This is a genomic window from Pseudomonas qingdaonensis, from assembly GCF_018398475.1.
GTDB classification, from domain to species: domain Bacteria; phylum Pseudomonadota; class Gammaproteobacteria; order Pseudomonadales; family Pseudomonadaceae; genus Aquipseudomonas; species Aquipseudomonas palmensis.
The window spans coordinates 2,686,653-2,708,225 of the sequence record NZ_CP074676.1 but is presented as its reverse complement, the minus strand read 5'-3'; the positions used below and the strand labels follow the sequence as shown (position 1 = coordinate 2,708,225).

General features: G+C 67.1%; 25 protein-coding genes and 1 riboswitch. Of the genes, 10 read left to right on the top strand and 15 right to left on the bottom strand.

Features of this window, described 5'->3' with window-relative positions:
- Positions 1 to 76: 76 nt before the first annotated feature.
- Complete coding sequence (locus tag KH389_RS12380) at positions 77 to 883, bottom strand: hypothetical protein (RefSeq protein WP_043860589.1); 807 nt, start codon at positions 881 to 883, stop codon at positions 77 to 79.
- Between the two features lie 154 nt (positions 884 to 1,037).
- On the opposite strand from KH389_RS12380, the gene KH389_RS12375 reads away from it, so the two are divergent.
- Positions 1,038 to 1,583 carry a hypothetical protein gene (locus tag KH389_RS12375; RefSeq protein ID WP_213607415.1) on the top strand — a complete coding sequence of 182 codons (546 nt, stop codon included), beginning with the start codon at positions 1,038 to 1,040 and terminating at the stop codon, positions 1,581 to 1,583.
- An 88-nt stretch (positions 1,584 to 1,671) separates the two neighbouring features.
- Positions 1,672 to 2,100, top strand: coding sequence for a RidA family protein (locus KH389_RS12370; RefSeq protein WP_100632723.1), 429 nt, complete (start codon positions 1,672 to 1,674; stop codon positions 2,098 to 2,100).
- A gap of 6 nt (positions 2,101 to 2,106) precedes the next feature.
- On the opposite strand, the gene KH389_RS12365 is transcribed toward KH389_RS12370, so the two are convergent.
- From KH389_RS12365 to KH389_RS12305, 13 genes are all read right to left on the bottom strand, one after another.
- Positions 2,107 to 3,135: a hypothetical protein gene (locus tag KH389_RS12365; RefSeq protein ID WP_213607414.1), complete on the bottom strand. Its 1,029-nt coding sequence runs from the start codon at positions 3,133 to 3,135 to the stop codon at positions 2,107 to 2,109.
- Positions 3,136 to 3,215: 80 nt separating this feature from the next.
- A complete protein-coding gene (locus tag KH389_RS12360) occupies positions 3,216 to 5,120 on the bottom strand; it encodes a M14 family metallopeptidase (RefSeq protein WP_213607413.1) in 1,905 nt (634 codons plus the stop codon).
- A gap of 127 nt (positions 5,121 to 5,247) precedes the next feature.
- Positions 5,248 to 5,907 (bottom strand): TenA family protein, encoded by a 660-nt coding sequence (locus KH389_RS12355; RefSeq protein WP_213607412.1) that lies wholly within the window; start codon positions 5,905 to 5,907, stop codon positions 5,248 to 5,250.
- Positions 5,908 to 5,910: 3 nt separating this feature from the next.
- Complete coding sequence (locus tag KH389_RS12350) at positions 5,911 to 6,561, bottom strand: TenA family protein (RefSeq protein ID WP_123753066.1); 651 nt, start codon at positions 6,559 to 6,561, stop codon at positions 5,911 to 5,913.
- 32 nt (positions 6,562 to 6,593) lie between these two features.
- Positions 6,594 to 6,709, bottom strand: a riboswitch (TPP riboswitch).
- Between the two features lie 126 nt (positions 6,710 to 6,835).
- Positions 6,836 to 7,462 (bottom strand): urease accessory protein UreG, encoded by a 627-nt coding sequence (gene ureG, locus KH389_RS12345; protein ID WP_043860582.1) that lies wholly within the window; start codon positions 7,460 to 7,462, stop codon positions 6,836 to 6,838.
- 10 nt (positions 7,463 to 7,472) lie between these two features.
- Entirely contained in the window at positions 7,473 to 8,147 is a 675-nt protein-coding gene (locus KH389_RS12340) for an urease accessory protein UreF (RefSeq protein WP_054914445.1), read from the bottom strand.
- Entirely contained in the window at positions 8,147 to 8,692 is a 546-nt protein-coding gene (locus KH389_RS12335) for a HupE/UreJ family protein (RefSeq protein WP_058540237.1), read from the bottom strand. Before KH389_RS12335 ends, KH389_RS12340 begins: the two co-directional genes overlap by 1 nt.
- A 20-nt stretch (positions 8,693 to 8,712) precedes the next feature.
- Positions 8,713 to 9,198, bottom strand: a complete 486-nt coding sequence (gene ureE, locus KH389_RS12330) for an urease accessory protein UreE (protein WP_123753068.1) — start codon at positions 9,196 to 9,198, stop codon at positions 8,713 to 8,715.
- Between the two features lie 9 nt (positions 9,199 to 9,207).
- Positions 9,208 to 10,911 (bottom strand): urease subunit alpha, encoded by a 1,704-nt coding sequence (ureC, locus tag KH389_RS12325; RefSeq protein WP_043859639.1) that lies wholly within the window; start codon positions 10,909 to 10,911, stop codon positions 9,208 to 9,210.
- Entirely contained in the window at positions 10,908 to 11,225 is a 318-nt protein-coding gene (locus KH389_RS12320) for an urease subunit beta (RefSeq protein WP_054914443.1), read from the bottom strand. Before KH389_RS12320 ends, ureC begins: the two co-directional genes overlap by 4 nt.
- A gap of 18 nt (positions 11,226 to 11,243) precedes the next feature.
- Positions 11,244 to 11,546, bottom strand: a complete 303-nt coding sequence (locus tag KH389_RS12315) for an urease subunit gamma (protein ID WP_043859641.1) — start codon at positions 11,544 to 11,546, stop codon at positions 11,244 to 11,246.
- An 11-nt stretch (positions 11,547 to 11,557) separates the two neighbouring features.
- Positions 11,558 to 12,394, bottom strand: coding sequence for an urease accessory protein UreD (locus KH389_RS12310; RefSeq protein ID WP_100632718.1), 837 nt, complete (start codon positions 12,392 to 12,394; stop codon positions 11,558 to 11,560).
- 145 nt (positions 12,395 to 12,539) lie between these two features.
- A complete protein-coding gene (locus tag KH389_RS12305) occupies positions 12,540 to 12,941 on the bottom strand; it encodes a hypothetical protein (RefSeq protein ID WP_054914649.1) in 402 nt (133 codons plus the stop codon).
- A gap of 111 nt (positions 12,942 to 13,052) precedes the next feature.
- On the opposite strand from KH389_RS12305, the gene alkB reads away from it, so the two are divergent.
- From alkB to KH389_RS12265, 8 genes are all read left to right on the top strand, one after another.
- The gene (alkB, locus tag KH389_RS12300) at positions 13,053 to 13,718 is read left to right on the top strand and encodes a DNA oxidative demethylase AlkB (RefSeq protein WP_054914441.1); all 666 of its coding nucleotides are present in this window, start codon (positions 13,053 to 13,055) and stop codon (positions 13,716 to 13,718) included.
- Positions 13,719 to 13,779: 61 nt separating this feature from the next.
- Entirely contained in the window at positions 13,780 to 16,281 is a 2,502-nt protein-coding gene (gene ligD, locus KH389_RS12295) for a DNA ligase D (RefSeq protein ID WP_213607411.1), read from the top strand.
- A complete protein-coding gene (locus KH389_RS12290; protein ID WP_078481216.1) occupies positions 16,278 to 16,550 on the top strand; it encodes a hypothetical protein in 273 nt (90 codons plus the stop codon). The genes ligD and KH389_RS12290 overlap by 4 nt, the downstream gene beginning before the upstream one ends.
- Entirely contained in the window at positions 16,547 to 17,590 is a 1,044-nt protein-coding gene (locus tag KH389_RS12285) for an acyl-CoA dehydrogenase family protein (RefSeq protein WP_213607410.1), read from the top strand. The genes KH389_RS12290 and KH389_RS12285 overlap by 4 nt, the downstream gene beginning before the upstream one ends.
- On the top strand, positions 17,587 to 18,348 hold the full coding sequence (locus KH389_RS12280; RefSeq protein WP_088515078.1) for a PIG-L deacetylase family protein: 762 nt from the start codon (positions 17,587 to 17,589) through the stop codon (positions 18,346 to 18,348). The genes KH389_RS12285 and KH389_RS12280 overlap by 4 nt, the downstream gene beginning before the upstream one ends.
- Before the next feature lie 11 nt (positions 18,349 to 18,359).
- Entirely contained in the window at positions 18,360 to 18,959 is a 600-nt protein-coding gene (locus tag KH389_RS12275) for a class I SAM-dependent methyltransferase (RefSeq protein WP_054914437.1), read from the top strand.
- A complete protein-coding gene (locus KH389_RS12270; protein ID WP_043860031.1) occupies positions 18,956 to 19,615 on the top strand; it encodes a glycosyltransferase family 2 protein in 660 nt (219 codons plus the stop codon). The genes KH389_RS12275 and KH389_RS12270 overlap by 4 nt, the downstream gene beginning before the upstream one ends.
- Entirely contained in the window at positions 19,612 to 20,532 is a 921-nt protein-coding gene (locus KH389_RS12265; RefSeq protein WP_078481219.1) for a DUF72 domain-containing protein, read from the top strand. Before KH389_RS12270 ends, KH389_RS12265 begins: the two co-directional genes overlap by 4 nt.
- Before the next feature lie 78 nt (positions 20,533 to 20,610).
- Here the strand turns inward: KH389_RS12265 and KH389_RS12260 are convergent, their stop codons facing one another.
- Positions 20,611 to 21,498 carry a LysR family transcriptional regulator gene (locus tag KH389_RS12260; RefSeq protein WP_043860033.1) on the bottom strand — a complete coding sequence of 296 codons (888 nt, stop codon included), beginning with the start codon at positions 21,496 to 21,498 and terminating at the stop codon, positions 20,611 to 20,613.
- Between the last annotated feature and the right edge of the window lie 75 nt (positions 21,499 to 21,573).

Below are 21,573 nucleotides of genomic sequence, written 5' to 3'. Positions count from 1 at the left end.
CGATGCGTGCAGTGAATCAGGCAAACCGTGGGGTTCCTCTAGCGCAGTAGGGCAAATTCAGCCGGGGATGATACCCCTAGTCCACCAGGTAAAGCTTGATGGTTTCCCGGGTCAGCGAGATCACCTCGTGGGTGTAGCCCTCGGCATCGCTGGTGCCGTATTCCAGATACCCGTCCTTGCGCTGGATCACGTAGGCCACGCGTGGCAGCGGCCTGCCGGTTTCGCTGTCGGTGATGGGCAGGCGTGCACTGTAGAGCGGCGCCTCGACCTGCCTGGCGAAGGGTGCCAGCGGCGTGGCGTCGTCCAGCGTCGGCGCGGCCCACACAAAAGGTGGTATGTACGGGCTGTAGTCGTGCTTGTTCACTTCGGCCAGCAGCACCGAAACCGGGATGCGCATCACCAGTGAAAAGTACGCGTGATACGGGAACGCGGTGATGTACAGCTTGCACGGGATTGTGGTTCTGTTCTCGAGCAGGCGCTGGATGGTTTCGCGGGTCAGTTCAGTGCTGCTGGAGCGGCTCGGCAGGGTCTTGTCGAAGCTCATCTGCGCCAGGTAGTTGAAACTGCCATCGGGCGCGCGGCTTTCGAACTCGGGCGAGCCGGACAGGTTGTAGGTGATCACGTGCTCGAGGTCGAAGTTCTCGTCGCCGTCCAGCGCGCACACCAGCCGCTCGCTGATCTGGCCATTGCCGGTGTGGCGTTCGAACAGGCTGAGCAGGTCTTCGTCGGCCTGAAAACGCAGGTCGTAGCGGTACGGGTTGTCGCTGAACGACACAAAGCGCAGGGGCAACGGGTCGATGCCGTGGTCCTTGACGCAGCCACTGCTCAACAGTGCACCGGCGGCCAGCGTGAAGCCGAGGGCGAAGCGGTGAAACACAGGCATGCACCCTTCTTCCATGAGTGTGGCGGGCGCGCAGGATGCCCTAGCAGGCACTCTGCGGCAAGTGTCACGGCGCTTTGTGCGATGCCTCGTGAACCGCTGGCGCAGCGTGACCAACTGGTGTATCAAGGCGCCCTCCCGCCCCCATGGATGACACATGCGCCTGCTTCCACTGATCGTACTTGGCCTGCTGGCTGCCCAGCTCAGTGCCTGTTCACTGTTCATCCCGCGCGCCAAGGCCACGGTCGAACCGATTTCCCTGCAAAAGCAGCTCGACAGCAACCACAGTGTGTACACCCTGACCTTCGCGGCAGATGTGGATGTGCTCGACGCCTTCCGGGGCAAGACCAGCCAGTTGGGCACGCGCATCGAATGCTCGATCACCGAGGATGAGAACCTCGCCTATGACCACCGCATGACGTATTCGCTGATCGGTGAGATCGAACGCGATGACCGGCCGCCCCGTGATGACCTGTTCACCTCGAAACTGAGCTTTCAGAAAAAAGACCAGTACCGCGACCTGAGCGACGCAGCGGCCCTCGACATGCTGGCAAGAAAGCCGGTACTGCCATGCACCATGAAGGCGTCCGGCTTCTTTGTGGGCTACTACTATTCGAAGCCGTTCACCTTGCAGGCCAGCGACCTGATCCGACTGATCAAGGGGCCGGTGCCTTCGCAGCGCCTATTTCTCAAACACTACTGAAGAACGTGCGGCGCCCTTGAAAACAGGTGCTTGACCTCAACCTAACTTGAGGTTTTACCCTTGCGCCTCCCTTGAGTGGAGTCGCCCCATGAGCACCAGCCAACCCGCCGTATTTGTGTTGTCCAACCCCGAAGGTCTGTACGACCCCAGCGCCAATGCCTATTCACACGTGGCCGAGGTCAGCACCGCCGCCAAGCTGCTGTACATCGCCGGCCAGGGGGGTGAAGACCCTGCCGGTACGCTGTCGCCCGACTTTGCCGAACAGGCGCGCCAGGCGCTGCTCAACCTGCGCACCGCGCTGGAATCAAGAGGTGCGAGCCTGGCCGATGTATTCAAGCTGACCCTGCTGATCGTGGACCATAGCGAAGCCAGGCTGGCGCTGTGGGTGGCGGCTGCGAACGCCGCCTGGGGCCAGCTCAGCAAACCGACCTGCACCCTGATACCCGTGCCGCGCCTGGCACTGGACGGCATGCAGATCGAAGTCGATGCCGTGGCGGCCCTGCCCGCCACGAGCTGATGGCCCCTAGCGCAGCGTGCACTGCGTCTGCACGATCGAGCGGTTGATGCGGTCCAGCTCGCTCTCGGCAACGACCCTGTTGTGGACGTTGAAGGCCATTTCATAGGCCTGGTTGGCAAACGCGGTGCAGTTGGGCCGTTCGAGAATCACCGCATCCATGCGCAACGCGTAGATGACCAGGGCGTCCGCCGACTGACCGGCGCGTTCGCGGTAGGCATAGCGTTGCTGGCGGGCCTGCTCGAAGTTGGCCTGCACTGCCTTTTCATAGTTGGCCTTTTGCGTGCGCTGCACAGTGGCCACCGGCACAGTGAGCAATTGATACACCGCCTGCTCGTAGGTCTTGGGGAAGCGGACTTCGTTGGTTTCGTGCAGCAACGTCTGGTTCATCACGTACAAGGTGGTGGTCGGACAATAGTCGAAGCGCCCGCAGGCCTTGCTTGCCTTGGCTTGCAGGGCATCTGGCTGAAATCGCTGCGCCGACCAGCCCAGGGCCAGGTTGTACTGCTTGAGCGCCGTGTAATCGGCCTTCAACGCCTTGTTGAACGCCGCGAAGCACGCCGTGGTCTGCGCCGTCTGCGCATCGCCACAGCCTTTCACGCCAGAGATGTCGTTCAGCGAGTCGCCGCTGTAGTCGAGGGTCAGCGCTGGCCGTGCAGGCGTTGTCGACACCGCCACACCCTGGGTCTTGAGTGCACTGTAGCGGGCCGTCATTGCTTGCAACCTGGCACTGTCGGCTTTCTGCACGGCGGCGATTTCCAGCAGTTGCTTGACCGCGTCGAGGTCCTGGGGCTTGAGGTCCTTGTTGCCGGTCAGTGCCTCCAGCAGGTCCAGCGTGGCATTGGCATCACCGGCCTCGGAGTCCATGCGCAGCGCGCTCAAGGTCGACGCATAGCGGCTCTGTGGCACGAACTCGCCAAGGTTCATTTCTTCAAGGCTTGCGTACTTGAGCGGCTGTGCAATCTGCTGGCTCATGTCCTGGGCACACGCCAGCGAGGCGTACAGCAGGGTGATGGCAAGGGTAAGGCTGGTCTTCATGGACGTCCTGACAAGGCAACGCCACCGCAATGGTCGCGGTGGCCCACACCTGCATCGGCACGGCTGGCACTTCCTTTAACTCAGTACACGGCCCCCACCGGGTACACGAATGCATTCACGTCATAGAAGGGCGTGCGCTGGTAAAACCAGTGCAGGCGCGCACTCGGGCTGTCGGCGAACGCCTTGTCGTCCTTGAGGCGGGCCTCGAACTCGGCCTTGAGTGCCGGGCTCGCGGCCAGCATCTTGCGCGCCATCGGCTCCATCACGTATTCCTCTGGCTCCTCCGCCGCCACCAGGGTCGCGTTGAAGAAACCCCAGGCCCAGAACGAGTCGGGGCTTTGCGGGTGCAACAGGTTGATCGCCAGCACGCCCAGCGGCTGGTCGACGTCGATCAGCACCGAACCCGCCGCAAAGGTCTGCATACGCTCCAGCGGGTTGGCCACGCCACTGACCAGCAGATGCCCTTCATAGCCCGGAATCTCGTTGGCTGCCGCACGGTCCGGCTCGAAGCCACCGGCCACCTTCACCTCATCCATGCGGTACAGCGTCACCGCCATCGCCGTGGGCTGCTCGAGGGTGCGCATGCGGATGCCATGCGCCTTGAGCCGCGCGATCACCTCGGCCCACTGCGCCGGCACCACGTACTGGCGTGGGCGCTTGACCACCAGGTCGGGCTCGGTGTTGCCAGTGACCGGCACCGTCAGCGGCTTGGGCACGTTGCTCCACACGATCGTCCTGGCACCGGTGATCGGCGACTGTTCGTAGCGGTAGTCGCCCACCTTGAAATCCACCTGCTCCTCCTTGCCCGGCTTCCAGGTCAGCACCACCTCGCGCTGGGCCGCGAGCCGGGCACGGTCACTGGCAATGGCCTGCTGCAGCGAAGCGGCCTGCTCGCCGATCACCTGGAACATCGTCTTGAGCATCACGTAGTTGCCCAGCACCTGGGTCTGGTACGGGTGCAGTGCATGCTGCTCGATCAGAATCGACGGCACGTTGCGGATATCGCCGTACTGGTTGGAGAAGCGCGCCAGGTCGGTGCGGTACGGGTAGTAGCCCTGGGTCGGGTCCTGGTTGTCGTTCATGCTGATGCATTCGTGCACCACATGCCCCTCGCCCTCCAGCGCCTGGTACACCGGCGCACGCATCACCGTGTCCATCCACGCGCTGCTGGCCGGCGACCAGCCATTGCCGTTATGGCAATACGAGCTGTCGTAGGGGTACATCGCGCCATCGGTGGAGTGGGTGTCGGCGAAGAAGCTCAGCTCGTAGGTGTTGAACACCCAGGCCACGTTGCGGATCTCGGCGCTGTCGAGCTTGGTGAAATCGCGGTTCAGGTTGAGGTTGCGCCCGTTCACGCGCCAGCCACTCTGGCGGGGGCCGTTCTGGTTGATTCGGCCATAGGCGCTGCGGCGGATATCGCCGTCCACGTTGACACTGGGGATGAACAGGATGTTGACCTTCTGCAGCAGGCCGGCCAGCGGCTTGCTGCCGGTGGTCATGTCGCGCAGCAGCATGAACATCGCGTCCTTGCCGTTGGACTCGCCGGGGTGGATACCGGCCTCGATAAAGAGCGTCGGCTTGCCCGAACGCTTGAGCGCGGCGGGTGACTTGTCGGCCTCCAGCGAGGCCACCACCAGCAGCATCGGGTGGCCCTCGGCGCTTTTCTCCGGCAGCTCGCTGAGCACGATGGCGCCATTGGCGGCGGATGCCAGTTGCTGAAGGTAATCGCGGGTTTGCGCGTAGGTGCTGGTGTCGGCAAAGCCGGTGGCTTCGGCCACGGTGGTCAGGGGATTGCCGGCGGGCGCGATATAGCGGGTGCTGGTGAGGGTCTGCTCGAACATTGCCGGCAGAATGCGTTGCTTGGCGGCCTCGGGGTAGCCGCTGTCATCGATATAGGCCGGGGCGCCGGGCAAGGCCGCAAGGGCGGGCAGGCTGCCGAGCAGCAGCAAGGTGGCCAGCAGGGGCTGCGGGTGCAGGTCGTTCATGATGGGTCCTTATCATGCGTAAGCAGGCAACCTTAGCTGATAAGGGGCAATGTCACCGCGATGGGATGCCGGCGAAGCGCCGCGCGAGCGGCGCTCGGTGCCAGGAGCGCCGTTGCGCCACGCCGTTCTACCGCGCCGCCAACCCCATCTGCCAGAAATCCGCCTCCAGCCGCGACGCCTGGGCAAAGATCGCCACCAGCTCGGTGAAGCGCTGCTCGGTCATGCTGCGCGCCGCCAGCTCGTCCAGGTGCAGGCGCGCTGCAGCAGCCACGCCCTGATACCCCTCCCCGGCATACTCGCCAATCCACTCGCGGTACGGATGATCACCCAGCGCCGCCACCCCGTCGGGGCTCAGCGCCCGGCCGATCTCGGCGTAGCCGATCACACAGGGCGACAGCGCCACATGCAGGTCCAGCAAGTCGCCCGCCGCGCCGCAATCGAGCACGAAGCGCGTATAGGCCACGGTGGCCTGGTGCTCCAGCGCGGCCTCGATGTCAGCCTTGGACAAGCCCCAGCGCGCGCACAGGCGTACATGCAGGTCGGTCTCGTCCAGAATCGCCGCAAGCCCCGCCTGGGCGGCACGGATGTCCGAAGGCCGGCGGCTCTTGTACGCGGCCAGCGCCCAGGCCCGCGCGAACTGGATCAGGAACAGGTAATCCTGCACCAGGTAGGTACGAAACGCCGTTTCGGGCAAGCTGCCCTGGCCCATCTGGCGCACGAAGCTGTGGTCCACGTAACTGGCCCACTCGGTCGGTGCAGCAGCTTTCAAACGGTCGAAAATATCCATCGTTCACTCCCCCTGTGGGTACACGGCATCGAAAAACTCAAGCTCCAGCGCCACGGCACGCAAGAAGAAATCGGTGCTCAGCGCCTCTTCCTGGGGGCCCACACGGTCGAGTTCGGCGCCCAGGAACGCAACGAAGTCGGCGAAGGCCGGGTTGTCGTGCAAGGTGATCCACTCGGCGTGCACGAAGTTTTCCGGCAGCGGCCTGGGCGCCTTGAGCGCCCAGTCCAGGTACAGGCCCTCGGCCACGTTGAGCACCGCCAGCACCGCCGCATAGGATCGGGTGGCCGCCGCCTGGCGCATGATCGCCTTGAAGCCGGCCGTGGGCTGTGTGTCGGCCGGCGCGGTACGTTGCGCCTCGCTCACGCCCAGTGCCTCAAAGGCGCGCAGGAAATAGGTGTTTTCATCGCTGGCGATCATGCCGGCGAAACGCGCCAGGCGCAGGCGCGCATCGAAGGTGTCGGCGGTGGCAATGGCCGCGCCGAGCAGGGTCAGGAAGCTGTCGATGAAGCGATGGTCCTGCACCAGGTAACGCACCATCACCGGGTCCGGCAGGCTGCCGTCGCACAGCTGGGTGACGAAACGGTGGCCGACGGCGGCCGACCAGGTGGGTTCGCTTTGTTTGCGCAGGTGTTCGGTGAAACGTGGGGCAGTCATGGAGCGGCCTCGCAGTGAGACCGGCAAAGAAGGCAGGCGCTAGATCCCATCCCTTCGCCGGCATGATCCGGATCAGGTTCGAAGGGTCACCGCGCTGCAGATGCCAGCGGTTTCTCAGCCCGTTGCCGGGGCTCCCCTTGGTGCGCACACTGTATACAGCGATGTGGGCAATGTGCAATGCGCAGGCACCGCATCGATGCCATCGCGGGTCAAGCCCGCTCCCACAGGAGCTGGCGCCGTCCTTGTGGGAGCGGGCTTGACCCGCGATAGGCATTCACACCGAAACCGGTTTCAACATCCCCCGCTCGACAATGAACCCGATCACCGCCTGCAAACCCTGCCCCGTCTTCAGGTTGCTGAACGTCCACGGCCGCTCGGGCCGCATGCGCCGGGTGTCCTTTTCCATGACCTCCAGCGACGCACCCACATAGGGCGCCAGGTCGATCTTGTTGATCACCAGAAAATCCGACTTGGTGATCCCCGGCCCGCCCTTGCGCGGGATCTTCTCGCCCTCGGCCACGTCGATCACGTAGATCGTCAGGTCGGCCAGCTCCGGGCTGAAGGTGGCACTCAGGTTGTCACCGCCACTCTCGACGAAGATCACTTCCAGGTTGCCGAACTTGCGCGCCAGATCCTCCACCGCCGCCAGGTTCATCGAGGCATCTTCACGGATCGCGGTATGCGGGCAGCCGCCGGTCTCCACGCCGACGATGCGCTCGGGTTCGAGCGCGCCGGCTTCGGTAAGGATGCGCTGGTCTTCCTTGGTGTAGATGTCGTTGGTGACCACGGCAATCTGGTAGTCATCGCGCATGGCCTTGCACAGCGCTTCGAGCAGCGCGGTCTTGCCGGAGCCGACCGGGCCGCCGACACCGACGCGCAGGGGTTGCTGGTAGCTTTGCATGGCAGTTTCCTCAGGATCGGAACAATCGGGTGTATTGGGTTTCATGGCGGGCAGAGGCAATCGCCAGCAACGGCAGGCCGCCGCCCAGGTGTTCATCAGGTACGTCCAGCGCCCACTCCAGTACCGCAGGCAGCTCCTCGCACAACTCGCGCAGCAGGGTCTGGGCCGCCTGCTGACCGAACGGCACCAGCTTGACCCCGGCCATCACCGCCCCTTCCAGCCAGGCAAAGCCATGCCCCAGGGCCAGCTCACGCAGCGGGATCTGCCAGTGCACGGCCAGCCAGGCCATGCCGCCCAGCTGGCTCAGCTCGACGCTGCTGCGCCAGGCCGGCGCCTGACACAGCTGCCAGCCATCGAGCAGGCGCGCCAGGGCCTTGCCGCGCTGGCGTTCCTCCAGGCGCAGCTCGGCGGTTTCGCGGTTGGCCAGCAAAAAGCTGCTCCAGTGGGCGAACGCATCGGCATCTTGCGCGCGGCACGCGCTGTACAGCCGTTGCAGCAGCGGCCAGTCGAGGTGGCCGAGGGTGTCGTGCAACTGCTCGCGCTGCCAGGCGCCAAAGCCGTCGGCCCCCGTCACCCAGCCCGCCTCCACCGCCCACTCCAACCCCTGGGAATAGGTGAAGCCCCCCACCGGCAGGTTGGCGCTGACCAGTTGCAGCAGGCGCAGCAACTGCAGGTTGGCGCTCATCAGCCGGCCAGCACCAGGGCGGCACCGGCCAGCAGGCCGCCGCCACAGGCCTTCTGCAGCCCAGGGTGACGGCGCAACAGGCGCCCGGCGCCATAGCCTGCCAGCAGCAACAGGCCGCTGACCGCGACAAAGCCTGCGCTGAACACCCAGAACGCGCCCGGGCTGGCTTCGACGCCGTGGGCCCAGCCGTGAAACAGCGCGAACACCGGCATGACCAGCGCCAGCAGCACCTGGCGGCTGGGCAGCAGCAGCGCCGCGGCGGCCACCAGCAGCGAGCCGATGATCATGCTCTCCATGCCGATCACGCCCCCGAACAGATGGCCCATCAGCGCGCCGCCGAACATCGCCGCCAGCGTGGCCAGCGGCAGCGCCAGGGTGCGCCCGGTCAGGGCGGCCAGCACCCCGGTGCCCAGCAGCATCAGCAGGTGGTCAAGCCCGGTGAGCGGGTGCAGCAACCCGTCCTGCAGGGGGTTGCTGTCGTGGCCGGGGTGGGCGAACGCAGGGACGGCGATCAGCAGCAAGGCAAACGCGAGGGTCTTTTTCATCGTGCAACTCCATGTCGAAATCAGTGGGCGTGGCCAGGCACGCGAACAAAGGGGTGATCGTTATGGCTGTGGCTGTGCGGCGCGCTCTGGTAGGCGCCGGCCTCGGGCTCGAACGGCGCCTGCTCCACCGCCACCTCAAGGCCGAAGCCACGCACCATGTCGTCCAGCACATGGTCGTGCTGGTACCGAACGAAATCGCGCTCGATCTGCAACGGCACATGCCGATTGCCCAGGTGATAGGCGGCGCGGGCCAGCGCCAGCGGGTCGGCGCAGCGCACCGTCGAGACCTGCTCCGGCGCCGCCAGCACGCGAATCACCTCACGCCCCTGGGCGTCGGCCAGCAGCTCGCCGCCGCGAATCAGCTGGCCGCGTTCGAGCATCAGCCCGGCCTCGCGCCCGTCATCCAGGGTGATGCGCACGCGGCTCTTGATGCGCGTATCCAGGCTCAGGGTGGCAGTGGCGCCGATGTGTGCGGCCTGGTTCAGGCGTTGCGTCAACAGGATCATGCTCGCTCCTCAAAACAGAAAATAACGCTGCGCCATCGGCAGCACGCTGGCCGGCTCGCACACCAGCAGCTCGCCGTCGGCGCGTACCTCATAGGTTTGTGAATCCACTTCGATGGTGGGCATCAGCCCGTTGTGCAGCATGTCGGCCTTGCGCACCGTGCGACAGCCCCGGGCCACGCCGATCAGGCTGCGCAGGCGCAGTTCATGGTGAACGCCACGCTCCACCGCGGCCTGGGACAGGAACGTCATGCGCGTGGCGTTGCGCGCCTGGCCCAGGGCGCCGAACATCGGCCGGTAGTGCACCGGCTGCGGCGTGGGGATCGAGCCGTTGATGTCGCCCATCGGCGCCATCACGATCATCCCGCCCTTGAGCACCAGTGCGGGCTTGACCCCGAAGAACGCCGGCGACCACAGCACCAGGTCGGCCAGCTTGCCGGCCTCCAGCGAACCGACTTCATGGGCAATGCCATGGGTCAGCGCCGGGTTGATGGTGTACTTGGCGATGTAGCGCTTGACCCGGAAGTTGTCGCTGCGCGCGGTGTCAGGCGCCAACGGGCCGCGGCGCAGTTTCATCTGGTGCGCCACCTGCCAGGTGCGCAGCACCACCTCGCCCACCCGGCCCATGGCCTGGGAGTCTGACGAGGTCATCGAGAACGCGCCGATGTCGTGCAGGATGTCTTCGGCGGCAATCGTCTCGCGGCGGATGCGCGACTCGGCGAAGGCCACGTCCTCGGGGATGCTGGTGTCCAGGTGGTGGCACACCATCAGCATGTCCAGGTGCTCGTCCACGGTGTTGACGGTGTACGGCAGGGTCGGGTTGGTGGAGGACGGCAGCACGTTGGCGTAGCCCGCCGCACGGATGATGTCCGGCGCATGCCCGCCGCCCGCGCCCTCGGTATGGAAGGTGTGGATGGTGCGGTCGCCGATGGCGGCCAGGGTGTCTTCGATGCAGCCGCTTTCGTTGAGGGTGTCGCTGTGCAGCGCCACCTGCACGTCCATCGCCTCGGCCACGCCCAGGCAACAGTCGATGGCCGCCGGGGTCGAGCCCCAGTCTTCGTGCAGTTTGAGCCCCACCGCCCCGGCCTCGATCTGCTCGCGCAGGGCCTGGGGTTGCGAGGCATTGCCCTTGCCCAGCAGGCCGATGTTGATCGGCAGTTCGTCGGCGGCCTGGAGCATGCGCGCCAGGTACCAGGTGCCCGAAGTACAGGTGGTGGCGTTGGTGCCGGTGGCCGGCCCGGTGCCGCCGCCGATGAAGGTGGTGATGCCCGACACCAGCGCCTCGTCGACCTGCTGTGGGCAGATGAAATGAATGTGCGAGTCGATGCCGCCGGCGGTGACGATCTTGCCCTCGGCGGCGATCACCTCGGTGCCCGGCCCCACCGCCAGGGTCACGCCGGGCTGCACGTCGGGGTTGCCGGCCTTGCCGATGCCGAAGATGCGCCCGTTCTTCACGCCGATATCGGCCTTGACGATGCCCCAGTGGTCGATGATCAGGGCGTTGGTCAGCACCAGGTCCATGGCCTCGGCGGCCAGCATCTGGCCCTGGCCCATGCCGTCGCGGATCACCTTGCCGCCGCCGAACTTGACCTCTTCACCGTAGACCGTGAAGTCCTGCTCGACCTCCACCCACAGCTCGGTGTCGGCCAGGCGCACGCGGTCACCCACGGTGGGGCCGAACATGTCGGCATAGGCACGCCGGGAAATACGGCTCATGCCACGGCCTCCAGCTTGCCCATCACCCGGCCCTGGAAGCCATACACCTCGCGCTTGCCGGCATAGGCCACCAGGTTGACGGTGCGCGCCTGGCCGGGTTCGAAGCGCACGGCAGTGCCGGCGGCGATGTCCAGGCGAAAGCCGCGGGTGGCCTCGCGCTCGAACACCAGAAAGGCGTTGACCTCGTAGAAGTGATAGTGCGAGCCGACCTGGATCGGCCGATCGCCATGGTTGGCCACGCTGACGCTGATCGTGGCGCGACCGGCGTTGAGTTCGATGTCGCCGTCGGCGACCTGGATTTCTCCGGGAATCATGGGCTGCTCCTGGGCAGGTCAGACGATAGGGTCGTGGACGGTGACCAGCTTGGTCCCGTCGGGAAAGGTCGCTTCCACCTGCACGTCGTGGATCATCTCGCTGACACCTTCCATCACCTGGTCACGCCCCAGCACTTCGCGGCCCAGGCTCATCAGCTCGGCCACCGTGCGCCCGTCGCGGGCACCTTCCATCACGCTGGCACTGATCAGCGCCACCGCCTCGGGGTAGTTGAGCTTCAGCCCACGGGCCAGGCGGCGCTCGGCGAGCAACGCGGCGGTGAACAGCAGCAGTTTGTCTTTCTCTCTCGGGGTCAGCTCCATGGTGCGGTCTCTCAAGTGGCCCAGATGCGCGGCGGGCATGGCGGCAAGCCGACGACGGTCGGTCGCAGGGCGCGCCACAGCCGCTGCAGGGTGGATTGCAGGCGTTGGTTGTCGTGGTCGAGCAGGCGCACCACCAGCAGCTGGCCAAGCAGCGTGGCGCCGGCGGGCACCGGCAGCGGGTGGATCAGTTCGCGCACCTGTTCAAGCAGTTGCTCGTTGGCCGGGGCGGCGCAGAAGGTGGCCAGCAGCGGGTGGCCGCCCAGCTTGTGCAGGTGCCCACCCTGCAGGCGCAGGCGCTCGTGCAGGCCGGGGTCGTCGGGCATGTCCACCTGCAGCCGGCTGTCCACGGCGCCATGGCTGAAGGCCTCGCCCATTACCGGGCGGCCCAGGCACAGGGTTTCCCAGGCCAGCAGGCGCGCGCCGGGGGCCAGGCTGAAATGGCTGTGCAGCGATACCCGCGCGCCGGGGAAGCAGATGCTGTCCTGGGGCAGCCACTCCAGGGTGCTGCCCTCGGCCAGGTGAAAGCGCTGGCGCAGCACCGAGGTGGGCCCGGCGCTGCGGTAGAACTTGGTGGCACCAGGCATGGTCAGCAGCGCATGGCTGCCCGGCTCCAGGTGCAGGTTCAGGGCCAGGCGATCCCCCCCCACCACCCCGCCCGGGGGGTGCAGCACATACACATGGCAGGGGTCGCCTTCGGGGTAGAACGGGCGCTGCACCAGAAGTGGGCCGAAATGCTGGCGTGCACCAATTCGGGTCCGCCCCTGACCTGCGACGAAGCGCAGGTTCAGTTCGGCGTTCCAGCCGGCCGGATCAACCGGCGCGGGGATAAATCGTTGAGCTAGCGTCATGCACGGCGGCCCTGGGCAATGGAGTGGCGACACGGCAAGGCCGGTGTCTGACCAATCGATCAGCTATCGATGCCTGGGGCAATGCAGGTTGCGAGCCAATGTTGTGCATTGGCGTGGTCACGGCGTAGGAAACGCCCTGCGATGGTTACTGCTGGCCAAACAGGTCATGGGCGTCGAGCAGCCGGTAGGCGATCTCGGGACGTTTTTCGAGGGCGCGGCGGATGGCCGCCGGTATGCTCTGGCGGGTCTTGCGGCACAACCCTGGCGGGCCTTCGACCTCGATACGGATACCGCGCATGGTGCGCACTTCATTGGGGCCGGGGGCGATGTGCACCTGGATGCCAAGCTGATCGAACAGGCGGCGCTGCAGGTGTTCGAGGTCGGGCAGGCTCTGCAGGTTTTCCAGGCGTTGGAGCAGGCGGTTTTCTTCCTGGCGGGTCAGGCGCAGAATGCGCAGGTCGGCGCCCGGCGTTTCGAGCAGGCGTTCGCGCTCGCAGATGCAGGCACCGGGTGGGCAGGGTTGGCGCAGCGGTATGATGGGCTCCATGAGGCCCAAGCATAGTCACCGGCCCCTGCGCCGGCAACGCCGGCTCCTGCCCGGTTTGCGTCGCCTGCAGGCGCCGGCGTTGCCGGCGAAGGCGTCACTGGAGATCCTTGCATGAAACAACCCGAACTCGACCTGTTCGGCCCACCCGCCCTCGGCGCCCCCGAATGGATCGGCAAGCAGACGCTGCTGCTGCCAGGCTTTGCCCTGGACCTCGTCGAGCCCCTGCTGCCGGCCCTGCGCACGGTGCTGCGCGCCGCACCGTTTCGCAACCAGCTCACCCCCGGCGGGCGCACCATCGAAGTGGCGGTCACCAATTGCGGGCCGCTGGGCTGGGTCAGCGACCGCCTGGGCTACCGCTACAGCCCCTTCGACCCGCTCACCGGCAAGCCCTGGCCTGCCCTGCCCACGCTGCTCGCCGAGCTGGCCGCTGCCGCCGCAGAGGCAGCCGGCTTCGCCCATTTCAGGCCCGACGCCTGCCTGATCAACCACTACCAGCCCGGCAACCGCCTGACCCTGCACCAGGACCGCAACGAACGCGACTTCAGCCAGCCCATCGTGTCGATCTCGCTGGGCCTGCCGGCGGTGTTCCTGTTCGGCGGGCACACCCGCAGCGAGCCCACCCGCAAGGTCGGCCTGCAGCACGGCGACGTGATGGTCTGGGGCGGCGAGGATCGCCTGCGCTTTCACGGGGTCAACCCGCTCAAGGACGGCGAGCACCCACTGCTGGGCGCCCGCCGCATCAACCTGACCCTGCGCAAGGCCGGTCAACCCGATTGAACTCCCGCCGGTCTGCGCCTCTCCCACTTCATAGGGTTTGTATGAACGATGGAGCACGGCAATGGCCAAGCCACTGCAGGAATACCAGCGCAAGCGCAACTTCGACGCCACCCCGGAGCCGGCCGGCAAGGCCCGCCGCGGTGCGCGCGCGCAGGCATTGCAGTTCTGCATCCAGAAGCACGACGCCAGCCACCTGCATTACGACTTTCGCCTGGAGCTGAACGGCACCCTCAAGAGCTGGGCCATCCCCAAGGGCCCGTCACTGGACCCGAAGGTCAAGCGCCTGGCCGTCCACGTCGAAGACCACCCGCTGGACTACGCCAGCTTCGAGGGCAGCATCCCCGCAGGCCATTACGGTGCGGGCGAAGTGATCGTGTGGGACCGCGGCGTGTGGCTGCCCGAGGGCGACCCGGCCCAGGCCTATGCCAGCGGCAAGCTGCGCTTTCGCCTGCAGGGCGAAAAGCTGAACGGCACCTGGCATCTGTTTCGCACCCGCCTTGGCGGCAAGAAGGAACAGTGGATGCTGGTCAAGTCCGACGACGAGGCTGCCCGCGCCGAGGCCGACTACGACGTGCTGCAGGCCCAACCCGACAGCGTGCTCAGCGAGCGCAGCCTGATCCCCCGCACCAAGGGCAAGGGCAAAGACAAGGACAAGCCCAAGGCCGCACCCCCGCCTCGCCGCCCAGCCAGGGCCGGCACACTGAGTGCGGCCAGGAAGGCCACCCTGCCCGCCGCCCTCACGCCGCAACTGGCCACCCTGGTGGAAACCCCGCCACAAGGCGACTGGCGCTACGAGGTCAAGTTCGACGGCTACCGCATCCTGGCGCGCATCGACGGCGACGACGTGCGCCTGTTCACCCGCAACGGCCACGACTGGACCACGCGCATGCCGCTGCAGGCCAAGGCCCTGGCCGGCCTGGGGCTGAGCTCGGCCTGGCTCGATGGCGAAGTGGTGGTGGCCAACGCCGAGGGTATCGCCGACTTCCAGGCCCTGCAGAACGCCTTCGACAGCGACACCGATGCCAACATCGTCTACTACCTGTTCGACCTGCCCTACCTCAATGGCATGGACCTGCGCCAATGCCCGTTGCAGGAGCGGCGCGCCGCCCTGGCGGCCGTGCTTGAACCGGCCGACGAACAACGCCTGCGTTTGAGTGCCGACTTCGACGAAGCCCCCGAGTCCCTGCTGGCCAGCTCCTGCCAGATGCAGATGGAGGGCCTGATCGGCAAACGTGCCGACAGCCTCTATGTATCGCGGCGCAGTCACAACTGGATCAAGCTCAAGTGCAAGCAGCGCCAGGAATTCGTGATCGTCGGCTTCACCGAACCCAAGGGCAGCCGCGCCGCGTTCGGCGCCCTGCTGCTGGGGGTGCACGACGCCGACAGCGGCCAGCTGCGCTACGCCGGCAAGGTCGGCACCGGCTTCAATACCGCCACCCTGCAGAGCCTGCTCCAGCGCCTCACCCCGCTCGAGGTGAAAAAGCCCGCGGTCGCCAACCCACCCACCGGCGCCGAAGCCCGCGGCGTGCACTGGCTCAGGCCACAGCTGCTGGCCGAGGTGGCCTACGCCCAGATGACCCGCGAAGGGGTGGTACGCCATTCGGTGTTCCATGGCCTGCGCGAAGACAAGCCGGCCCGCGCCATCGGCCTGGAGAAACCCGTGAAAGCGCCTACCCGCAAAGCCTCCGACAACACCCTGCGCATCACCCACCCCGACCGGGTGATCGATGCCAGCAGCGGCACCGACAAACGCCAGGTGGCCGAGTACTACGCCCAGGTCGCCGAATGGATCCTGCCGCACCTCAAGCGTCGCCCCGTGGCGCTGGTGCGCGCACCGGAGGGCCTGAGCGGCGAGCTGTTCTTCCAGAAGAACGCCGCCCAGCTGAACATCCCGGGCCTGGAGAGTCACGACAAGGCCGAGGCCGGCCAGGCAGTGATGATCATCGACCGCGCCGACACCCTGCTGGGCGCGGTACAGATGAACACCCTGGAACTGCACACCTGGAACGCCACCGCCAGGGACTTCGACAAACCCGACCGTTTCGTGCTCGACCTCGACCCCGACCCGGCATTGCCCTGGAAGGCCATGGTCGAAGCGACCCAGCTGACCCTGGCACTGCTCGACGAACTGGGCCTGCAGGCGTTTCTGAAAACCAGTGGCGGCAAGGGCATGCACGTGGTGGTGCCGCTGACCCGGCGTGCCGGCTGGGACGAGGTCAAGGCGTTCAGCCATGCCATCGTCACGCACATGGCCGGGTTGTTCCCCGACCGGCTGTCCGCCGTTTCGGGGCCGAAGAACCGCGTGGGGCGCATCTTCATCGACTACCTGCGCAACGCCCGTGGCGCCACCACCGTGTGCGCCTATTCGCTGCGCGCCCGCGAAGGGCTGCCGGTGTCGGTACCGATCCGCCGCGAAGAGCTCACCGAACTCAAGGGCGCCAACCAGTGGAACCTGCACAACCTGGGCGAGCGCCTGGCCAATGGCGACGACCCCTGGGCCGACTACGACAAGACCCGCCAGTCGCTCACCGTGGCGCTGCGCAAGCGCATGGGCGTGGCATGAAGGGCCTGGACTGGATCGACCTGCTGCAGTGGCCGGCCATGCTGCTCACCCTGGTGGCAGCCTGGTGGATCGGCTCGCGTCAGCCGCGTCGGCGGCGCATCGGCTTCTGCTGCTTCATGGCCAGCAACCTGCTGTGGGTGGTGTGGGGCTGGCAGACCGAGGCCTGGGCATTGATCGTGCTGCAGTTCTGCCTGTGCGCCATGAACCTGCGCGGCCTGAAAAAGAATACCTCGACCCACGCTGCGTGCCCCAAGGAGTCCGCCTCATGAGCATTGTTCAAACCTTCGACCTGGGCCGCCTGGACACCCTGCTGCGCCAGTTCGCCGAGCGCCCGCAACCGCTGAACCTGGACAGCCAGCTGCTCGAACTGATGCAGGCCCTGCAGGCAGCCGGCCTGGAACGCCTGCCGTTGCCCGGCCAGGGCCAGACGCTGCAGCGCTGGCAGACCCTGGCACGGGTGGCTGGCGCCGACCTGGCCCTGGCCAAGCTGTATGAAGGGCATACCGATGCCCTGGCGATACTCGCCGAATGCGCCGGGGCGCACCTGGCCGGCAACGGGATCTGGGGCGTATGGGCGGCCGAGCCGCCCAGCGCACGGGTGCGCATCGTGGCTCGCGACAACCAGCGGGTGTACCTGCAGGGGCGCAAGGCCTGGTGCTCCGGCGCGCTGCAGATCGACCACGGCCTGCTCACCGCCTGGGACGAAGACGAACAGCCGCAACTGGTGGCGCTGGACCTTGCCGAGACGGGTCTGCACCGGGTGGCAGACGGCTGGCAGGCGGTGGGCATGGGCATTACCGCCAGCGTCGAGCTGGAACTGGAACATACCCCGGCGCACCTGGTGGGTGGCCCTGGCCAGTACCTTAGTCGCCCCGGCTTCTGGCACGGCGGCGCCGGCATCGCCGCCTGCTGGTACGGCGCCGCCGAGGCCCTGGCCGACTACTTGCGCGAACACTGCCGCCAGCCACGCCCCGACCCCCACGCCGACGCCCACCTGGGCGCGGTGGACGCTGCCCTGTGCGGCGCCGCTGCAGCCCTGCGCGAGTGCGCCGCACAGATCGACGCACAGCCCCAGGCCGATGCCCAGTTCGCCGTACGCCGGGTGCGCGCCCAGGTCGAATACGCCGCCACCCTGGTGCTGACCCACGTGGGCCGCGCCCTGGGTGCCACCTCGTTCTGCCGCAACAGCCACTTCGCCCGGCTCAGCGCCGACCTGCCGGTGTTCCTGCGCCAGAGCCACGCCGAGCGCGACCTGGCCGAACTGGGCCGGCAACTGGCCGGGCGTGAAGCCGGCGGGTGGCAGCTATGAGCGTCGACAACCCGATCAAGGCAGCCGGCAGTGGCACGCCATTGTCGCTGTGGCAGGCGTCCAGCGCCCTGGCCCAGGTCGCCACGGTGCAGGCCGATGAGCTGCTGCCCCCCGGTGCGCGCCTGGTGGTGGTGGCGCCCCACCCGGATGACGAGGTGCTCGGTTGCGGTGGCCTGCTGTCGACCTTCTGCGGCCGTGAGCAGGCGTTGCTGCTGGTGTCGGTGACCGATGGCGAAGGCAGCCACCCCGGCTCGCTCGCCTGGCCAGGCGAGCGCCTGCGCGTGCAGCGCCCCCTGGAAAGCCGCGCAGCCCTGGCCGCGCTGGGGCTGGACGTCGACCGGGTGGCCTGGCAGCGCCTGCACCTGGCCGACAGTGGCGTGGCCGCGCACGAAGCGCAACTGGCCCATGCGCTGGTGCGTTGCCTGCGCCCCGACGACCGGGTGCTGAGCACCTGGCGCCTGGACGGCCACTGCGACCACGAGGCCGTGGGCCGTGCCAGCGCACAGGCGGCGCAGACCGTGGGCGCGCAACTGATCGAGGTGCCGATCTGGGCCTGGCACTGGGCCCGGCCGGACGACCCGCGCCTGCCGTGGCGCCGTGCGCGCAAGCTGGCGCTCAGCCCGCAGCAACTTGCGCGCAAGCGCGCCGCCATCGCCGCGCATGCCAGCCAGCTCCATGCCGATGGCGAGCAGCCACCGGTGTTGAGCCAGACCACCCTGCAACGCCTTCTGCAACCTTTCGAACTGCTGTTTCTATGACGGGTGTTTCCATGAGCGTATCGCCGCAGTATTTCGAACAGCTGTTCGAGCACGATGAAGACCCCTGGGCCTTTCGGACCCGCTGGTACGAGAAGCGCAAGCGCGACCTGACCCTGGCCTGCCTGCCGCGCCAGTACTACACGCGCATCTTCGAGCCCGCCTGCGCCAACGGCGAGCTCAGTGCAGCGCTGGCCGAGCGCACCGAGGCCCTGCTGTGCCAGGACCTCAATGCCACTGCCGTGGAGCTTGCGCGCCGGCGCCTGGCAGCCTGCCCCCAGGCCAGTGTGAGCCAGGGCCACCTGCCCGGCGACTGGCCGGGGGGCGAGTTCGACCTGATCGTGCTCAGCGAGATCGGCTACTACCTCGACCCCGCGCAGTGGCTGCAGGTGATCGAACAGGCCGTGGCCAGCCTGAGCCCTGGCGGTGCGCTGCTGGCCTGCCACTGGCTGCACCCCATCGACGGCTGCCCGCAGGATGGCCGCCAGGTACACGCCCTGCTCGATCAGCGCCTGCCGCTGTACCGCGCCGTGCGCCACGAAGAAGCCGACTTCCTGCTCGAATACTGGTGTTGCCAGCCGTGTGCCATTGACCTGCAGGAGCCTTGCCTATGATCGGCGTGATCGTCCCCGCGCATAACGAAGAACAGTACCTGCCGGCCTGCCTGCGCGCCCTCGGGCAGGCGGCGGCGCAGGCCGAGGCCCTTGGCGAGCGCGTAGAGATCGTGGTGGTGCTCGACCAGTGCAGCGATGCCAGCCAAGCCATTGCCCTGGCGCACGGCGTGCACACCCTGCAGGTCACTGCGCGCAACGTGGGCTACGCCCGGCGTGCCGGCGCCAGCTGGATGCTCGAGCGCGGCGCGCGCTGGCTGGCCTGCACCGACGCCGACAGCTGCGTGCCGGCCGACTGGCTGGTGTGCCAGCTGGACTGCGCCGCCGACGCCGTGTGCGGCACGGTGCACGTGGAGCAATGGCAGGCGCACCAGGATGCGGCGTTGCAGGCGCGTTACCTGGCCCACTACCAGGCCCGCGAGGACCACCGGCACATCCATGGCGCCAACCTGGGCATCTGCGCCAGGGCCTACCAGCGGGTCGGCGGGTTCCGGCCCGTGCCGCTGGACGAAGACGTGCAACTGATCAGCGACCTTGAGCTGAGCGGCGCGCGCATCGTGTGGACGGCACGCAACAGCGTGTCCACCAGCAGCCGTGGCGACTGCCGGGCGCGGGGCGGCTTCGGCGACTTCCTCACCACCCTGGCGGCTACCCCGTGAGCCGTGGCGCGGCGCAGGTGCATATCGGCATCTCGGGCTGGCGCTATGTGCCGTGGCGGGGCGACTTCTACCCCGAGGGCCTGCGCCAGAAGGACGAGCTGCACTTCGCCTCGCGGGCGGTCAACAGCATCGAGATCAACGGCACCTTCTATGCGCTGCAACGTCCCGAGCGTTTCGCCGGCTGGGCGGCCGAAACGCCGCCAGGCTTCGTGTTCAGCGTCAAGGCGCCGCGCTTCATCACCCACGTGAAGCGCCTGCGCGAGATCGACGAACCGCTGGCCAACTTCTATGCCTCCGGGCCCCTGTCGCTGGGCAGCAAGCTGGGGCCGACCTTGTGGCAGTTCCCACCGAACATGCGTTTTGACGAGGGGTTGTTCGATGCGTTTCTGGCGCGCCTGCCGCACACCGGCAAGCAGGCCAAGGCCCTGGCCGCGCAGTGTGCCGAGCGGATGCAGCGTGCGGGTTACCTAGAGGGCGCCGACCGGCAGGTGGTGCGCCATGCAGTGGAGGTGCGTCACGAGAGCTTTCTGGACCCGGCGTTCGTGGCGTTGCTGCGCAAGTACCGGGTAGCGCTGGTGGTGGCCGACACGGCGAAGAAGTGGCCGCATGTGGAGGACCTGACCAGCGACTTCGTGTACATGCGCCTGCATGGGGATGTGGCGCTGTACAGCAGCGGGTATTCGCAGGCGGCCCTGCGCGGCTGGCAAAAGCGTATCCAGGCGTGGAAACGCGGGGCGCAGCCTGGGGATGCGCGGTTGATCGATGCGGCGAGTGCGGCGCCGAAGGCGGCGCATCGCGATGTGTACTGCTACTTCGACAACGACATCAAGGTGCGCGCGCCCTATGACGCCAGACGGTTGCTGGAGCTGCTGAAGCTGGACAAGGGCCTGGAAGCGACACCGGGTGCTGCGCTGTAGGAGCCAGCCAGGCTGGCGAACCGGACACCGCGAAACACCGGCCAACGCAACGCGCCCCTTCGCCGGCAACGCCGGCGCCTACATGCCGTTCACATACCCCTTGAGAAAATCGATCCAGGCCCGCACCTTGCGCGGCACGTGGTTGCTGGCCGGGTACAGTGCATACACGCTCTGCTCGACAAAGCGATACCCCGGCAATGCATCCAGCAGACGCCCGGTACGCAGGTCGTCCTCGATCAACCAGGCCGGCAGCAGCGCCACGCCCAGCCCCTGCAAGGCGAACGAACGCAGGATCGAGGCATTGTCTGCCACCATCACCGCCCGGCCCGAAGGCTCGTACACCGCCGCCTCCCCCCTCTGATCGAGCAACGCCCAACCGGCCTGGCGCTCGAAACGCCCATGCACCAGCCTGGGCAAGGCGTTCACCTGGGCAAGCGTCGCCCCCGGCACGCCCACGCCCGGCGCCATCACCAGGTGCACTGCATAGGTCTCCAGGCACACCCCGCGGTAGCCTGAGTCCTGCGCCTGACCCAACCGGATGGCCACGTCGAAGCGCTCCTGCACCAGGTCCGCATGGCTGGTGTGGGTTTCCAGCCGCACGTTGAGCAACGGGTGCTCACGCATGAACAGCTGCAAGGCCGGCGCCACCACGCGCAAACCGTACTCCACCGTGGAGGTGACCCGCAGGCTGCCCTGCAACCCGCCATGCTCGGCACGCGCCTGCTCGATGGCCAGCCGCGCCTGCTCCAGCACCAGCAGGCACTGACGGTAGAAGCCCTCGCCGGCATCGGTCAACGCCACCCGGCGCGTGGTGCGGATCAGCAGGGTCACGCCCAACTGCGCCTCCAGCTGCTTGATACCGAAGCTGACCGCGGCGCGGGTCTGGCACAGGCGTGTGGCCGCCGCCGTGAACGACCCCGCCTCCACCACGGCGCAAAACAGCTCGAAACGGTCCAGGCTGACCATGCAAAGGCCCCTTGATTGTCAAAATAATTCGACCAATCTGGCAGTATTGCGGGGCTTATTCAATCATCAGCACCG

Excerpts from the sequence above, each read along its gene's own strand:
- KH389_RS12340 (WP_054914445.1), bottom strand. The coding sequence starts at position 8,147 with ATGAGCGCCAACCTGCAGTTGCTGCGCCTGCTGCAACTGGTCAGCGCC.
- ureC (WP_043859639.1), bottom strand. The coding sequence starts at position 10,911 with ATGAGCCGTATTTCCCGGCGTGCCTATGCCGACATGTTCGGCCCCACC.
- KH389_RS12355 (WP_213607412.1), bottom strand. The coding sequence starts at position 5,907 with ATGGATATTTTCGACCGTTTGAAAGCTGCTGCACCGACCGAGTGGGCC.
- ligD (WP_213607411.1), top strand. The coding sequence starts at position 13,780 with ATGGCCAAGCCACTGCAGGAATACCAGCGCAAGCGCAACTTCGACGCC.
- KH389_RS12375 (WP_213607415.1), top strand. The coding sequence starts at position 1,038 with ATGCGCCTGCTTCCACTGATCGTACTTGGCCTGCTGGCTGCCCAGCTC.
- KH389_RS12310 (WP_100632718.1), bottom strand. The coding sequence starts at position 12,394 with ATGACGCTAGCTCAACGATTTATCCCCGCGCCGGTTGATCCGGCCGGC.
- KH389_RS12335 (WP_058540237.1), bottom strand. The coding sequence starts at position 8,692 with ATGAAAAAGACCCTCGCGTTTGCCTTGCTGCTGATCGCCGTCCCTGCG.
- KH389_RS12365 (WP_213607414.1), bottom strand. The coding sequence starts at position 3,135 with ATGAAGACCAGCCTTACCCTTGCCATCACCCTGCTGTACGCCTCGCTG.
- KH389_RS12320 (WP_054914443.1), bottom strand. The coding sequence starts at position 11,225 with ATGATTCCCGGAGAAATCCAGGTCGCCGACGGCGACATCGAACTCAAC.
- KH389_RS12285 (WP_213607410.1), top strand. The coding sequence starts at position 16,547 with ATGAGCATTGTTCAAACCTTCGACCTGGGCCGCCTGGACACCCTGCTG.
- KH389_RS12305 (WP_054914649.1), bottom strand. The coding sequence starts at position 12,941 with ATGGAGCCCATCATACCGCTGCGCCAACCCTGCCCACCCGGTGCCTGC.
- KH389_RS12360 (WP_213607413.1), bottom strand. The coding sequence starts at position 5,120 with ATGAACGACCTGCACCCGCAGCCCCTGCTGGCCACCTTGCTGCTGCTC.
- KH389_RS12275 (WP_054914437.1), top strand. The coding sequence starts at position 18,360 with ATGAGCGTATCGCCGCAGTATTTCGAACAGCTGTTCGAGCACGATGAA.
- KH389_RS12270 (WP_043860031.1), top strand. The coding sequence starts at position 18,956 with ATGATCGGCGTGATCGTCCCCGCGCATAACGAAGAACAGTACCTGCCG.
- ureG (WP_043860582.1), bottom strand. The coding sequence starts at position 7,462 with ATGCAAAGCTACCAGCAACCCCTGCGCGTCGGTGTCGGCGGCCCGGTC.
- KH389_RS12315 (WP_043859641.1), bottom strand. The coding sequence starts at position 11,546 with ATGGAGCTGACCCCGAGAGAGAAAGACAAACTGCTGCTGTTCACCGCC.
- alkB (WP_054914441.1), top strand. The coding sequence starts at position 13,053 with ATGAAACAACCCGAACTCGACCTGTTCGGCCCACCCGCCCTCGGCGCC.
- KH389_RS12290 (WP_078481216.1), top strand. The coding sequence starts at position 16,278 with ATGAAGGGCCTGGACTGGATCGACCTGCTGCAGTGGCCGGCCATGCTG.
- ureE (WP_123753068.1), bottom strand. The coding sequence starts at position 9,198 with ATGATCCTGTTGACGCAACGCCTGAACCAGGCCGCACACATCGGCGCC.
- KH389_RS12260 (WP_043860033.1), bottom strand. The coding sequence starts at position 21,498 with ATGGTCAGCCTGGACCGTTTCGAGCTGTTTTGCGCCGTGGTGGAGGCG.
- KH389_RS12350 (WP_123753066.1), bottom strand. The coding sequence starts at position 6,561 with ATGACTGCCCCACGTTTCACCGAACACCTGCGCAAACAAAGCGAACCC.
- KH389_RS12380 (WP_043860589.1), bottom strand. The coding sequence starts at position 883 with ATGCCTGTGTTTCACCGCTTCGCCCTCGGCTTCACGCTGGCCGCCGGT.
- KH389_RS12370 (WP_100632723.1), top strand. The coding sequence starts at position 1,672 with ATGAGCACCAGCCAACCCGCCGTATTTGTGTTGTCCAACCCCGAAGGT.
- KH389_RS12280 (WP_088515078.1), top strand. The coding sequence starts at position 17,587 with ATGAGCGTCGACAACCCGATCAAGGCAGCCGGCAGTGGCACGCCATTG.